Below are 13153 nucleotides of genomic sequence, written 5' to 3'. Positions count from 1 at the left end.
GCCCAAGACACCCCCCTGACCGGCGGCGACGTACGGGAGGACCTGTGATCCGCGCGCTTCGACAGCGTGCCGAGAGGAGACTGCTCATGGCGGCGGAGGCCGAAGTCCTCGATGAGCTCCATCGGTTGCGGGCCCGAGTGCCCCAGTTGACCGGCGCACTCGCGGCCAGCGTCGACGGGCTCGTGCTCGCCCAGGACACCCCCGGCGTGGAACCGGAGGGCCTGGCCGCGCTGACCGCCGCCGTACTGGGCGTCGGCTTGCGGATGACGGACGCCACCGGGCAGGGCGACTTCCGCGAGCTGCTCGTCCGCGGCGTGAACGGCTATGTGGCGACCTACGCTGCGGGCTCGTCGGCCGTGCTGACGCTGCTGGCGCAGGACCGGGTCAACGTCGGACGTCTGCACCTGGAGGGGCGCCGCGCCGGCACTCGCATCGGCGAGCTGGTCGACGCCGCGGCGGCCCGCGCCGAACCGCCCCCGCGGACCGCCGGAGCCGGGGCCAGGGCTCCCGCGAAGACCACCGGCCCACTGCCCTCCAGGGCGACGGCGAAGACCACCTCCACACCACCTTCCGAAGCGACCTCCACCTCCACCTCGACATCCACCGACAAGGCCGTCCCCACACGAGCCCGAACCGCGCGGACCAATGCGCGGGCGAACGCCCGGGGCGGCGCGCGGACCAACACCCGCGCGATCCCGAATCCCCCTACCGCCACTGAGAGTTGAAAGGACACCACACCATGGCGAACACCGAAACCGCGTTGAAGGAAGCCCTCGCCTCCATCGAGGGCGCGACCGGAGCCGCGCTCGTCGACTACACCAGCGGCATGGCGCTGGGCACGCTGGGCGGCAGCAAGAGCTTCGACCTCAACGTCGCGGCCGCCGGCAACACCGACGTCGTACGCGCCAAGCTGCGCACCATGGAGCACCTCGGCCTGAAGGGCGAAATCGAGGACATCCTGATCACCCTGTCCGACGCGTACCACCTGATCCGCCTGATCACGGGCCGCGGCGGCAACGGCCTCTTCCTCTACCTGGTCCTCGACTCCAAGCGGGCCAACCTGGCGATGGCGCGCCACCAGTTGAAGAAGATCGAGGCGGACCTGGAGGTCTGACGCCGGCCCGGCGAGGTCCGGCGACGGCGGCCTCGGGGCTCCTTCGGGGCCCCGAGGCGCCGCGAGGCGCACAACCTCTGACAAACCTCTGAGAATCGATCGCGCACGCATCGCGGGCCCTCGACCGGGCAGTACTCCCCCGGACAGATCACCGACCGGGGGAGGTTCTCTTGTCCACGACCGAAACGAGCACCGGAGCGCAGTCTCCGGCCGAGGAACCGGCACTCAAACGTGCCATCGGTCCCAAGCTGCTGATCCTCTTCGTGATCGGCGACATCCTCGGAACCGGCATCTACGCCACCACGGGCAGCGTCGCCGGGAAGGTCGGCGGAGCGCTGTGGCTGCCCTTCGTCATCGGCTTCGCCGTGGCGATCCTGACGGCGGCGTCGTACGTCGAACTCGTCGGCAAGTATCCGCAGGCGGCAGGTGCGGCCCTCTACACGCAGAAGGCGTTCAAGGTCCCCTTCTTCACGTTCATCATCGCCTTCATGGTGATGTGCTCGGGCCTGTCGTCCGCGAGCGCGGCGGCCCGCGCGTTCAGCGGTGACTATCTGGCCGAGTTGACGGGCGACGCGCTGCCGCCGACGCTCGTCGCGATCTGCTTCATCCTGCTCCTCGCCGCGCTGAACCTGCGGGGCGTGTCCGAGTCGGTGAAGACGAACGTGATCCTGACCCTGGTCGAGCTGACGGGCCTGCTGATCATCCTCTCGATCGGTGCGTACGCCGTGCTGACGGGCGACGGGGAGCCGTCCCGGCTGACCGAGTTCGAGGCGAGCGGCACCGGATACGCCCTGATCACCGGCGTGCTGGGGGCCACGGCCCTGGGCTTCTTCGCCTTCGTCGGCTTCGAGGACTCGGTCAACATGGCGGAGGAGACGAAGGACCCCGTCCGCACCTTCCCGCGGGCGATCTTCATCGGGGTGACGGTGACCGGCACGATCTACGTGCTGGTGGCGCTCGTCTCGTCACTCCTCGTCGACTACAAGGTTCTGGAAGGATCCAGCGGCCCGCTGCTGGAGGTCGTGAAGGCGGGCGGCGTCGACTTCCCGCACAAGCTCTTCGCGCTCATCGCGCTGTTCGCCGTCACCAACTCCGCGCTGATCAACATCATGATGGCCTCGCGGCTGTGCTACGGCATGGCCAACGAACGCATCCTGCCCCGCGCCATGGGCCGCGTGCTGCGCCGCCGTCGCACCCCCGTGGTGGGCATCGTCTTCGTGGCCCTGCTCGCGATCGGCCTGGTCTCGACGGGCGAGATCGAGGGCCTGGGCGACACGACGGCGTTCCTGCTGCTGTGTGTCTTCGCCGTGGTCAACGTCGCGGTCCTCGTCCTGCGCCGCGACCCCGTGGACCACACGCACTTCCGCACCCCCACCGTCCTCCCGGTGCTCGGCGCCGTCACCGCCCTGATCCTGGCCAGCCCCCTGGCCGACCGCCCGGCGGACGTCTACATCCGCGCGGGCGTCCTGCTCGCGATCGGCGTGGGCCTGTGGGCGGTGAACAAGGTGGTGCTCCGAGTCCGGGGCGAGGACTGAGTGCGCGCTGCCGCAGCCGCCAACGGCGAGGAACCCCCACAAGAAACCCGCACCGAACTGCGACGCCCGCACAGGCGGTGCGCGGGTGGGAGAACAACGCCCGGCCGAAGGCCGAGGCGTGGTCCTACACCAGCACCCCGCCCCGACGCCGCGCCCCACCAGGCGCGGCGTCGCCCGCCGCGATACCCGTGGCCCGGTACCCCTTCACCCGCTTGCCCGCGGGCGCACCCGCCCCCCGGTCGAGCCAGTCCACCCGGACCCACAGCAAGGCGTCGGAACCCCGCTCCAGGCGGCCGAGCCAGGCGGCCTTCAGGCGCAGGCCGACCCCCGCCCCGGCGAGCAACATGCCGCCCGCGGCGGGCACCGCGAACGCGCTGCCCAGTGCGGCCACGAAGGCGAGGAGCAGCCACCAGCGATGTCCCCGGCGCCAGTTGCGTACGGTCACGGCCCGGTCCTGGAGCACATCGTGCTTGCCCGCGCGGGCGGCGCCGTCGGCGAGCGCGACGTACCGCTTCCTGCGCGGCAGCAGTGCCACGGCCACCGTGACGAGGAACAGCGCGGCTCCCGCCATCACCCCGATCCGGCGTCCGGTCACGCCCGGCACGAGCAGTCCGATGCCCGCCGCGAACACTCCGAGCCACCACAACGGCACGGCCCCGGCCCGTACGACGACGGCCACCCGAGCCAGTCCCTGACCTCCGCTTGCCACCTTCCCGCCTCCTCGTCCTCGTCGTCCTCGTCGAAGGTACGAAGTCTCTTCGGGCGCGCAGGGTAGTGACCGAAGGTGAGACGAGTCTGAGAAACTCTCCGATTTCCGCGCCTACTCCACGAACAGCCCCCGCGCCGCCGCCCGCGCGTCGAACTCCTCGAGCCTCGCCTGCGCGTCCGGAAGGCCGTCGCACATCGCCTCCAGCAGCACCCGCCCGAGCAGCATGGGCGCGCAGGCCGTGTCGAAGGCGAGGCCCGTGCCGACCGCGGCGGGCAGCAGCAGGTCGGACGCCTTCGCCACCGGCGCGAACGCCGAGTCCGCGACGGTGACCACGGTCAGTCCGGTCTCCTTGGCGTGCGTGAGCGCGTCCACGACCTCGCGCGGATGCCGCGGCAGCGCGAAGCACAGCAGAGCCGTGGCTCCCGCCCGGGCCGCCGCGTCGATGCGGTCGGCGAGCATCGTGCCGCCCTCGTGCAGCAGCCGTACGTCGGGATGGACTTTGGCCGCGAAGTACGCGAAGCCGTACGCCTGGGAGGCGGCGGCGCGCAGTCCGAGCACCGGCAGTGGACGCGACGCGGCGAGCAGCCGCCCGGCCCGTTCCACCGGCCGCGGGTCCGCGAGTACGGAGGCCAGATGCCGCAGGTTCTCGATCTCGGCCTCCACGGCCTGCTGGTACTCGTTGTACGCGGCCGTGTCCGCGACCGGCTCCGTGGGCGTGACCTCCCGCAGATGTCTGCGCAGCGCCGGGTAGCCGTCGAAGCCGAGCGCGACCGCGAAGCGGGTGACGGACGGCTGGCTGACGCCGGCGAGCTCCGCGAGCTCGACGCTCGACAGGAACGGCACGTCGGCCGCCCGCCGCACCATGCTGTGCGCGATGCGCCGCTGCGTCGGTGTCAGCCGGTGCCCCTCGAAGAGCGCCTGCAGACGCGCGGCAGAACTGTCCGTCACGCCCCTGTTCCTGCCCACGCCCGCGTCTCCTTCCACGCCCGCACTCGCATCCGTACCCCTGTCCACGCTCATGCCGTGCTCCCCCTCCAGATGTCCGTGAACCGGTCGAGCAGTGCGGCCGCCGCCGTCACGTCGTCCGTGAGCGGCCGGTCGGTCTGGTCCGCGTCGAGCACCGTCTCGGCGAGTTCCAGCGCCCGGCCCACCGGAAGATCCGGTTCCGGCCGCAGTTCGCGCTGGCGCAACGCCCGTACGGCGGCGAGGAGCTCGCAGCCGACGACGAGACGGTACGCATCGCACACACGGAGCGTCTGACGTGCGGCGAGCGAGGCGAAGCTGGCCTGTTCCTCGACGCCCCGGGAGAGTACAGCGTGGCCGAGCGAGGCGGGTGCGGAGAAGGCGCGCAGGTCGCCGAGGGCGGCTCCGGCGGCGTACTCCAGGATCATCACGCCGGAGGAGGCGGGCTCGTGGTCGGCGAGGAAAGGGCGCAGGCGGGTGTAGGCGGGCTCGTTCAAAGTCGACAGCCGGGACGTCGACAGCCGCGCGACCTGGGTGAGGGAGAGCCTGAAGTGGTCGAGGGCCAGGGCGAGTTGGGCCTGGTAGAAGCCGCCGTGGTGGTATGCGGCCATGTCCTCGGCGCAGATCAGCGGGTTCTCGGCGGCGGCGTTGATCTCGACGGTGAGGACTTCCTCCAGGGCATCGGCCGCGTCCTGAGCCGGGCCGTGGATCTGGGGCAGGCAGCGGAATCCGTACGGGTCCTGGAGGCGGCCGAGCGGCGGCGTCGGGTGATCGGCGGCGCCGATCAACTCGCGCATGCGCCGGGCCACTTCGGCCGTCCCGCGGTGTCGGCGCGCGGCGTGCACGGGTGCCGCGTACGCCTCGTGCGAGCCGTCCACCGCGAGCAGTGACAGCGCGGCGACGACCTGCGTGGCCCCGATGAGCCCGCGCAGCTCGTGCAGGGCGAGTGCGGCCTGGCCGAGGGTGAGGGCGTTGCTGCTGATGAGGGCGAGGGCGTCGTTGTTGTCGAGGGGCTGTGGGGCAGGCGCGCCCACCCCGTGCCACGGATGCTCTCCCGCCAGCGCCAGCCCCACCTGGGCCAGCGCCGCGATGTCCCCGGTGCCCACCGAGCCGAACTCGTTCACGACCGGATACGCCCCGCTCTCCAGCGCCTCGCACAGCGCCGTGACCACGGTGGGCCGCAGTCCGGCCCCGCCCGCGAGCAGTTGGTTCGCCCGTACCGCCAGCATCGCCCGCACCTGCCGCGCGGGCAGCTCCGCGCCGATCGCACCGGCGTGGCTGCGCAGCAGCCGCAGCCCGTGGCCGGTCGCCGCCTCGGTCGGCACGTCCTCGTTCCGGTTGGCACCGACGCCGGTGGAGCGGCCGTACACGCGCCCGGTCGCGGCGATCCGCCGGGCCGCGTCCCAGGACTCCTCGACGCGCTTCAGCGCCTCGGTGCCGGGGACCGGCCGGGCGGCCCCGTCGGCGAGGCGCACGACGTCGGCGACGCCGGTGCTGTACCCATCGAGGACCACCAGACCGGGCGTGGCGGCACGGGAACTCGGGTTGGGGGCGCCGGAGTTCGGGTCGGCGGTCCCCGGTACGTCCACGATCCGAGACGACATCACGCGCAAACTCCTCCCAAACACAGACATCCCATCTCGCCTGACAGTCATCCGTAACCAGCGATTTACCCGGAAGCGTTGACAACCTATTCAGATACCAAGAACTCTGCATGACGATATACACGTCGGGCAAGGGACACCTCATGATCCAATTCGATGCGGTCCACAAGCGTTTCCCGAACGGCACCACGGCGGTCCACGACCTCTCCCTGGAGATGCCCGAAGGTGGCGTGACGGTCCTCGTGGGATCTTCCGGTTGCGGCAAGACGACCACCCTCCGAATGATCAACCGGATGGTCGACCCGACCTCCGGAACCATCCGGGTCGGCGGCCGGGACGTGCTGGAACAGGACGCCGCGGAGCTGCGCCGCTCCATCGGTTACGTCATCCAGCAGTCGGGCCTCTTCCCGCACCGCACGGTGCTCGACAACATCGCGACCGTGCCGCTGCTCCTCGGCTGGGGCCGCAGGAAGGCACGGGCGCGGGCGGAGGAACTGCTGGAGACGGTCGGCCTGACCGCCGAGGCCGGCAAGCGCTACCCGCACCAGCTCTCCGGCGGCCAGCAGCAGCGCGTCGGCGTGGCCCGCGCGCTCGCCGCCGATCCGCCGGTGCTGCTGATGGACGAGCCGTTCGGTGCGGTCGACCCGGTCGTCCGCACTCAGCTCCAGGACGAACTGCTCAGGCTTCAGAAGGAGTTGAGCAAGACGATCGTCTTCGTCACGCATGACATCGACGAGGCGGTCCGGCTCGGCGACCGCATCGCGATCTTCCGCACCGGCGGCCACCTCGTCCAGTGCGCCCCGCCCGCCGAGCTGCTCGCGCACCCCGCGGACGACTTCGTGGCGGACTTCCTGGGCGCCGAGCGCAGCCTCAAGCTCCTGTCGCTGACAGCGCTCGAGGGCATACCGCAGGCACCGGCCCCCGAGGGCGGCACCTGGGAACTGGTGCTGGACGGCGCCCGCAGACCCCTGCACTGGCGCACCGAGGACACCGAACTCCCCGTACGGCCGCTGAGCGACGCCGACTCCCTGCTCGCCGCCCTCAACGAGTCCATCGCCTCCCCGACCGGACTCGTGGCCCGCGTCGACGCCGACGGCGCCCTCACCGGCGTGACGTCGCGCGACGAGATCCACGCGCATGCCGGCCTCGCCCACGAGGAAGCCCGGGCCGCCTGATGACCACCGACTGGTCGTGGATAGGCGACCACACCGACGACCTCACCACCCTCACCTTCTCCCACCTCCAGGCGGCCTTCTCCGCCGTCTTCTTCGGCCTGCTGATCTCCCTCCCGCTGGCCGTGGTGGCCCACCGGATCCGCCCCCTTCGAGGCCTCCTCCTGGGCCTTTCGAACGTCCTCTTCACGATCCCGTCGATCGCGGTCTTCGTGCTGCTCCTCCCGGTCTCCGGCCTGACCCGCACCACCACGGTCATCGGCCTGACGATCTACACCCTGGTCGTCCTCCTCCGGAACACGGTCGAGGGCCTCGACTCGGTCCCCGCGAAGACCAAGGAAGCCGCGAAAGCCATGGGCACGCGCCCCCTGCGCGCCCTGCTCACCGTCGAGCTCCCCCTCGCGCTCCCGGTGATCATGGCGGGCGTCCGCATCGCGACGGTCATGTCGATCTCGCTCGTCTCCGTGGCGACCTACATCGGCGACGGAGGCCTGGGCCAGCTCTTCACGGACGGCTTCCAGCGCAACTTCCCGACCCCGGTGATCGTCGGCGTCGTCCTGACGCTCCTGCTCGCCCTGGTCGCGGACGCGCTGCTGGTCGCCGTCCAGTACGTACTCACCCCGTGGACTCACCGGAAGCAAAGGGCGGCCTGAGCCCATGTACGAACTCTTCAAGAACCTCGGCAGCTGGCTGGTCAGCGGCGAGCAGTGGTCCGGCTCCGACGGCATCGGCCACCGTCTCGCCGAACACCTCCAGTACTCGCTCCTGGCCACCCTCGTGGCGGCCGCGATCGCACTCCCCCTGGGCCTGCTGATCGGCCACACCGGCCGCGGCGCGTTCGTCGCGATCAACCTCGCGTCCTTCGGCCGCGCCCTGCCCACCGTCGGCCTGGTCGTCCTGGTCTTCCTCGCCAGCGGCCTGTCGATGTGGCCGGTGTACGTCGCCCTGGTCGCCCTCGCCGTCCCGGCGATCGTGACGAACACGTACGCGGGCATGAACGCCGTCGACCCGGACGTGAGGGACGCCGCGCGCGGACAGGGCATGCGCTGGTACCAGGTCCTCTTCCAGGTCGAGCTGCCGCTGGCGCTCCCCCTGATCATGACCGGCCTCAGGCTCGCGCTGATCCAGGTGGTGGCGACGGCCACGATCGCCGCGTACGTCTCTTTCGGCGGGCTGGGTCGGTATGTGTTCGACGGGCTTGCTCAGCGGGACCTTGTGCAGGTGCTGGGTGGGGCTGTGCTCGTGGCCGTGGTCGCCGTCGTGCTCGACCTGGCGCTGAGCGGCCTCCAGCGGGTGCTGTTCCGTCATCGCCCGGCGTAGGCGCACCCGCAGCGCCGTCCTGAATCTGCGGGCCGTATGTGGCTGGTCGCGCCCACGCGGCGGAGCCGCACATGTGAAAGCCCCGCGCCCCTGATGGGGCGCCGCCCTCCGACGGGGCGCCCCCCGACCTCTGCAACTCCACTCAGGAGCTTCCACCCATGAACCGACGTACTCTCCTCGGCGGGCTCTTCGCCGCCGCCTCCGTCCCCGCGCTCGCCGCCTGCAGCAGCGGCATCACCTCGCTCGACGGCGAGGGCAACGTCGGCTCCGGTGGCGGCTCCAGCAAGAACGGCATCACCATCGGCACCGCCAACTTCACCGAGAACCAGGTCCTCGGCTACCTCTACGCGGCCGTACTCGACGCCGCGGGCGTCAAGACGAACGTACGCCCGAACCTCGGCACCCGAGAGATCCTCATCCCCGCCCTCAAGGGCGGCGACATCGACCTGCTCCCCGAATACCAGGGCGCGCTCCTCCACTACATCGACCCCAAGTCGAAGGCCACCGAGGAGGGAGAGATGCAGAACGCCCTCGCGATGGCCCTGCCCGCCGGGCTCCAGGTGCTGCCGTACGGCATGGCCGAGGACTCCGACGCGTTCGCCGTCACCCGGGAGACGGCCGACAAGTACGGCCTCTCCTCCCTCGCCGACCTGAAGAAGCAGAACGGCAGGCTCGTCATCGGGGCGGCGCCCGAGGTGAAGAAGCGCGAGGTCGGCGTGGTCGGCCTGAAGGACGTGTACGGGGTGGAGTTCAAGGAGTTCAAGTCCCTCGACTCCTCCGGGCCGTTGGTGAAGGGCGCCCTCAAGAAGGGCGACGTGGACGTGGCGAACCTCTTCACCACGGACACAGACATCCAGGCCAACGGGTGGGTCGTCCTCACCGACCCCAAGAACCTCGTCCCCGGCCAGCACGTCGTCCCCCTCATCGCCGACCGCAAGGCCGATTCGACCGTCCGCAAGGCCCTCGCCGAACTGGGCAACGTCCTCACCACGGCAGACCTCACCGAGCTGAACCGCCAGGTCGACAAGGACAAGAAGGACCCGGAGGACGTGGCGAACACTTATGCCGAGAAGAAGGGCCTGACCAAGAAGTAGGGCAGCGGCCGCAGGGGGTACAGCCCCGCCGCGACAGGGGGGCTAACCCCAATGCCAAACGGTCTCCGGCTCCTTACCGTGAGCACATGACCGGTACTGATGCCCGCGACGCCGAACTCAAGAAGGAACTCGACGCCACCCTGCATGTGCGCAGGGAACTGGGCGACGACTACGACTCCGCGCTGGTCGAGTCGTTCCTGGAGAAGGTCGAGCAGCGCCTGGACGGCGTGGTGGATCGCCGTGTACGCCGCCAGCTCGCCGAACAGCAGATGGTGGTGGCCCGCGAATCGCGCTCCCCGCAGGCCAACGACACCTGGGGCGAGCGCTTCGGCTTCGGAATCGTCTCGCTGGTCCTCGCGATCCCGCTGTCCACGATCGGCGGCGGCATGGCGGACCTGCCCGGCCTCCTCGTCGCCTGGGCGGGCATCGTGGGGGTCAACGTGGTCCAGGCCACGCGTCACACCCCGCTCTTCGGCCGCCGCAAGGACGAGCCGGAATCGGACTGGGAGAAGTAACCGGAGAGGTCACCGCGTCCACCGCAGAAGTCACCGCGTCCAGAAAGCTTGGCGCGGGGACCGCCGCACCCCCTTGTCGGGGGGCGGGACGACGGCGGTCCCCGCGAAGGACGCGGGCCGGGTCAGGGCCGGGCTTACGCGTCCGTGGCGTCCATGGAGGTCCGGGAGCCGCTCCGGAGGTCCTTGGCGCCGTTCGGTGCCGGCTGAGGCGGGGAGCCGCTCCCTCCTCGCCGACAACCACCAATGTGCCGGACGCGTGTTAAGCGTGTGCTGCGCGGACGTGACGCGCTCGTACCACTTCCGCGAAGTCCCGCTCCGACCGCTCGCGCCGGAAGTCCCCCTCCGGCGCGGGCAGTTCACCGGAATTTCTTACTGCCGACTGTTCTTGGCCAGGAAGGACAACAGGTCCTGCCGGCTGACCACACCGGTCGGCTTGCCCTCGACCAGGACGATCGCCGCGTCGGCGGCGCCGAGTACGGACATCAGGTCGCCCACCGGCTCACCGGAGCCGACCTGCGGCAGCGGCGGCGACATGTGCTTCTCCAGCGGGTCCTCCAGCGAGGCCTTCTTGGTGAACAGGGCGTCGAGGAGCTCGCGTTCGACGACCGAGCCCACGACCTCGGCCGCCATCACGTCCGGGTGTCCGGCGCCGGGCTTGACGATCGGCATCTGCGAGACGCCGTACTCGCGCAGCACCTCGATCGCCTCGCCGACCGTCTCGTCCGGGTGCATGTGGACGAGCGAGGGGATGGAACCGGCCGCCTTGTCGCTCAGCACATCACCGACGCGCGCGTTCGGACCGCTGTCGTCGAGGAAGCCGTAGTCGGCCATCCACTCGTCGTTGAAGATCTTGCTCAGGTAGCCACGTCCGCTGTCCGGCAGCAGCACGACGACGACATCGTCGGGCCCGAGCCGCTCGGCGACGCGCAGCGCGGCGACGACGGCCATCCCGCAGGACCCACCGACCAGCAGCCCCTCTTCCTTCGCGAGCCGCCGCGTCATCTGGAAGGAGTCCTTGTCGGACACGGCGACGATCTCGTCGGCGACGGTCCGGTCGTAGGCGGTGGGCCAGAAGTCCTCCCCCACCCCTTCCACCAGATACGGCCGCCCGGACCCGCCGGAGTAGACGGACCCTTCCGGGTCGGCGCCGATGACCTGCACCTTGCCGTCACTCACGTCCTTCAGATACCGGCCCGTACCCGAGATGGTCCCGCCGGTCCCCACGCCCGCCACGAAGTGCGTGATCCTCCCGCCCGTCTGCTCCCACAGCTCGGGGCCGGTGGAGTGATAGTGCGAGAGGGGATTGTTGGGGTTGGAGTACTGGTCGGGCTTCCAGGCGCCGGGAGTCTCGCGCACCAGCCGGTCGGAGACGTTGTAGTACGAGTCCGGGTGCTCCGGGTCCACGGCGGTCGGGCAGACGACGACCTCGGCTCCGTACGCCCGCAGGACGTTGATCTTGTCGGTGCTCACCTTGTCGGGGCACACGAAGATGCACTTGTACCCCTTCTGCTGCGCCACGATCGCGAGCCCGACGCCGGTGTTGCCGCTGGTCGGCTCGACGATGGTGCCCCCGGGCTGCAGTTCGCCGCTCTTCTCGGCGGCCTCGATCATGCGCAGGGCGATGCGGTCCTTCACGGAGCCGCCGGGATTGAAGTACTCGACCTTCGCGAGGACGGTCGCCTGGATGCCGGCGGTCACGCTGTTGAGCCTCAGCAGCGGGGTGTTGCCGACGAGACTGATCATCGAGTCGTGGAATTGCACCGTTGTCTCCGGAGCTGCAAATGAAATGGTCGGGGTGGTTCCGTCAGCCTATGGCCTGTCCGGCGTAATCCGCCGTACAGGCCGTGAGCACGTCCTGTACGTTCACGCGCCGTTGAGATTGGGCGACGGTCCGTACGGGGCAAGCAGTGGGTGTACGGGCTTAGAGGAGGTGGCGGCTTCGCATGTCGAGCTTGTCGAGGGCGAGGGTGGCACGGCGGATCGCGGCAGGCGCGGCGTACGGCGGTGGCGGGATAGGGCTTCTGGGCGCGGCGACGGTCGGTCTGGTCCTCGCCGAGGTACAGCTGGCCAAACGGCAGGTGGGCAACGGAAACAGCCCGCACCCGCCGAGCGCTGACGGCCTGTACGGGTCCTCCTTCGCGGCAGCCGATGAGCCGCTGCGGCTGACCATGCTCGGCGACTCCACGGCTTCGGGGCAGGGGGTGCACCGGGCCCGCCAGACACCGGGCGCGCTGCTGGCCTCCGGGCTCGCGGCAGTGGCCGAGCGGCCGGTGGAGCTGCGGAACGTGGCGCTGCCCGGGGCACAGTCGGACGACCTGGACCGCCAGGTCGCGGTGATCCTCGGGGATCCGGCTCGGATCCCCGACGTGTGCGTGATCATGGTCGGTGCGAATGACGTGACGCAGCGGATGCCTCCGACCCGCTCGGTCCGCCATCTGTCCGCGGCGGTACGGCGGCTGCGTACGGCCGGTGCGGAGGTTGTCGTCGGCACCTGCCCCGACCTGGGCACCATCGAGCCCGTCCAGCAGCCGTTGCGCTGGCTGGCCCGCCGGGCCTCTCGGCAGCTGGCGGCGGCACAGACGATCGGCACGGTGGAGCAGGGGGGTCGCACGGTGTCTCTGGGCGACCTGCTGGGCCCGGAGTTCGAGGCCAACCCTCGTGAGCTGTTCGGCCCCGACAACTACCACCCCTCCGCCGAGGGCTACGCGACGGCCGCGATGGCGGTACTCCCCACGGTCTGCGCCGCGCTCGGCCTGTGGCCGGCGGAGGAGGAGCGCCCGGACGTCTCCCGCCGCGAGGGCTTCCTGCCGGTGGCCCGTGCGGCCGCGGAAGCGGCGTCCGAGCCGGGCACGGAGGTCACGGCCGCCATGCCCACGGGGCCCCGCGGCCCCTGGGCCCTCCTCAAACGCCGACGCCGCCGCCGCGTACCGGCAACGGACCCGGCACCTACACCGTCGACGTGAGGCCGGCTCAGCGGGCTCAGCGGGCTCGCTGCTGCCGGTGGGTGGGTCGGGGTCGTGTGCCGGTGGCCGACTGCGGGTGAGTGAGGGCGCGCCCCTTCAGGGGCGCGGGGAACTGCGCGACCAGCCACAACCGACCCGCAGCCGAAAGACGAACGATGGGGGTC

At 70.7% G+C, this 13153-nt stretch carries 13 protein-coding genes; 9 read left to right on the top strand and 4 right to left on the bottom strand.

What is annotated here, in order from left to right; genetic code table 11:
* The first annotated feature begins 86 nt into the window (after positions 1–86).
* From FGD71_RS24905 to FGD71_RS24895, 3 genes are all read left to right on the top strand, one after another.
* A complete protein-coding gene (locus tag FGD71_RS24905; protein ID WP_119102743.1) occupies positions 87–725 on the top strand; it encodes a roadblock/LC7 domain-containing protein in 639 nt (212 codons plus the stop codon).
* Between the two features lie 14 nt (positions 726–739).
* Complete coding sequence (locus tag FGD71_RS24900) at positions 740–1114, top strand: roadblock/LC7 domain-containing protein (protein WP_119102742.1); 375 nt, start codon at positions 740–742, stop codon at positions 1112–1114.
* 170 nt (positions 1115–1284) lie between these two features.
* Entirely contained in the window at positions 1285–2649 is a 1365-nt protein-coding gene (locus FGD71_RS24895; protein ID WP_119102741.1) for an APC family permease, read from the top strand.
* 124 nt (positions 2650–2773) lie between these two features.
* On the opposite strand, the gene FGD71_RS24890 is transcribed toward FGD71_RS24895, so the two are convergent.
* The 3 genes from FGD71_RS24890 to FGD71_RS24880 form a co-directional block, all read right to left on the bottom strand.
* A complete protein-coding gene (locus FGD71_RS24890; RefSeq protein ID WP_119102740.1) occupies positions 2774–3358 on the bottom strand; it encodes a hypothetical protein in 585 nt (194 codons plus the stop codon).
* A 111-nt stretch (positions 3359–3469) separates the two neighbouring features.
* The gene (locus FGD71_RS24885; RefSeq protein ID WP_240436749.1) at positions 3470–4378 is read right to left on the bottom strand and encodes a MurR/RpiR family transcriptional regulator; all 909 of its coding nucleotides are present in this window, start codon (positions 4376–4378) and stop codon (positions 3470–3472) included.
* Positions 4375–5925 carry an aromatic amino acid ammonia-lyase gene (locus tag FGD71_RS24880; protein ID WP_119102738.1) on the bottom strand — a complete coding sequence of 517 codons (1551 nt, stop codon included), beginning with the start codon at positions 5923–5925 and terminating at the stop codon, positions 4375–4377. The genes FGD71_RS24885 and FGD71_RS24880 overlap by 4 nt, the downstream gene beginning before the upstream one ends.
* Before the next feature lie 143 nt (positions 5926–6068).
* Here FGD71_RS24880 and FGD71_RS24875 point away from each other — a divergent pair, with 143 nt between their 5' ends.
* From FGD71_RS24875 to FGD71_RS24855, 5 genes are all read left to right on the top strand, one after another.
* Complete coding sequence (locus FGD71_RS24875) at positions 6069–7100, top strand: ABC transporter ATP-binding protein (protein WP_119102757.1); 1032 nt, start codon at positions 6069–6071, stop codon at positions 7098–7100.
* Positions 7100–7750: an ABC transporter permease gene (locus tag FGD71_RS24870; protein ID WP_119102737.1), complete on the top strand. Its 651-nt coding sequence runs from the start codon at positions 7100–7102 to the stop codon at positions 7748–7750. The genes FGD71_RS24875 and FGD71_RS24870 overlap by 1 nt, the downstream gene beginning before the upstream one ends.
* A gap of 4 nt (positions 7751–7754) precedes the next feature.
* On the top strand, positions 7755–8417 hold the full coding sequence (locus FGD71_RS24865; protein ID WP_119102736.1) for an ABC transporter permease: 663 nt from the start codon (positions 7755–7757) through the stop codon (positions 8415–8417).
* 158 nt (positions 8418–8575) lie between these two features.
* The gene (locus FGD71_RS24860) at positions 8576–9511 is read left to right on the top strand and encodes an ABC transporter substrate-binding protein (protein ID WP_119102735.1); all 936 of its coding nucleotides are present in this window, start codon (positions 8576–8578) and stop codon (positions 9509–9511) included.
* Between the two features lie 86 nt (positions 9512–9597).
* The gene (locus tag FGD71_RS24855; RefSeq protein ID WP_119102734.1) at positions 9598–10026 is read left to right on the top strand and encodes a hypothetical protein; all 429 of its coding nucleotides are present in this window, start codon (positions 9598–9600) and stop codon (positions 10024–10026) included.
* Positions 10027–10395: 369 nt separating this feature from the next.
* Here FGD71_RS24855 and FGD71_RS24850 read toward each other — a convergent pair whose 3' ends face one another.
* Positions 10396–11787, bottom strand: a complete 1392-nt coding sequence (locus FGD71_RS24850; RefSeq protein WP_119102733.1) for a cystathionine beta-synthase — start codon at positions 11785–11787, stop codon at positions 10396–10398.
* A 182-nt stretch (positions 11788–11969) separates the two neighbouring features.
* Between FGD71_RS24850 and FGD71_RS24845 the strand changes: the two genes are divergently transcribed.
* Complete coding sequence (locus FGD71_RS24845; protein WP_181359265.1) at positions 11970–12989, top strand: SGNH/GDSL hydrolase family protein; 1020 nt, start codon at positions 11970–11972, stop codon at positions 12987–12989.
* Positions 12990–13153: the final 164 nt, after the last annotated feature.

Source organism: Streptomyces sporangiiformans, assembly GCF_005768555.2.
Taxonomy (GTDB): domain Bacteria; phylum Actinomycetota; class Actinomycetes; order Streptomycetales; family Streptomycetaceae; genus Streptomyces; species Streptomyces sporangiiformans.
The sequence above is the reverse complement of the archived record's forward strand: the minus strand, read 5'-3'. Positions and strand labels throughout refer to the sequence as shown.

Coding starts and splice junctions, on each gene's coding strand:
- FGD71_RS24905 (WP_119102743.1), top strand. CDS start 87: ATGGCGGCGGAGGCCGAAGTCCTCGATGAGCTCCATCGGTTGCGGGCC.
- FGD71_RS24900 (WP_119102742.1), top strand. CDS start 740: ATGGCGAACACCGAAACCGCGTTGAAGGAAGCCCTCGCCTCCATCGAG.
- FGD71_RS24885 (WP_240436749.1), bottom strand. CDS start 4,378: ATGAGCGTGGACAGGGGTACGGATGCGAGTGCGGGCGTGGAAGGAGAC.
- FGD71_RS24880 (WP_119102738.1), bottom strand. CDS start 5,925: ATGTCGTCTCGGATCGTGGACGTACCGGGGACCGCCGACCCGAACTCC.
- FGD71_RS24875 (WP_119102757.1), top strand. CDS start 6,069: ATGATCCAATTCGATGCGGTCCACAAGCGTTTCCCGAACGGCACCACG.
- FGD71_RS24870 (WP_119102737.1), top strand. CDS start 7,100: ATGACCACCGACTGGTCGTGGATAGGCGACCACACCGACGACCTCACC.
- FGD71_RS24865 (WP_119102736.1), top strand. CDS start 7,755: ATGTACGAACTCTTCAAGAACCTCGGCAGCTGGCTGGTCAGCGGCGAG.
- FGD71_RS24860 (WP_119102735.1), top strand. CDS start 8,576: ATGAACCGACGTACTCTCCTCGGCGGGCTCTTCGCCGCCGCCTCCGTC.
- FGD71_RS24855 (WP_119102734.1), top strand. CDS start 9,598: ATGACCGGTACTGATGCCCGCGACGCCGAACTCAAGAAGGAACTCGAC.
- FGD71_RS24845 (WP_181359265.1), top strand. CDS start 11,970: ATGTCGAGCTTGTCGAGGGCGAGGGTGGCACGGCGGATCGCGGCAGGC.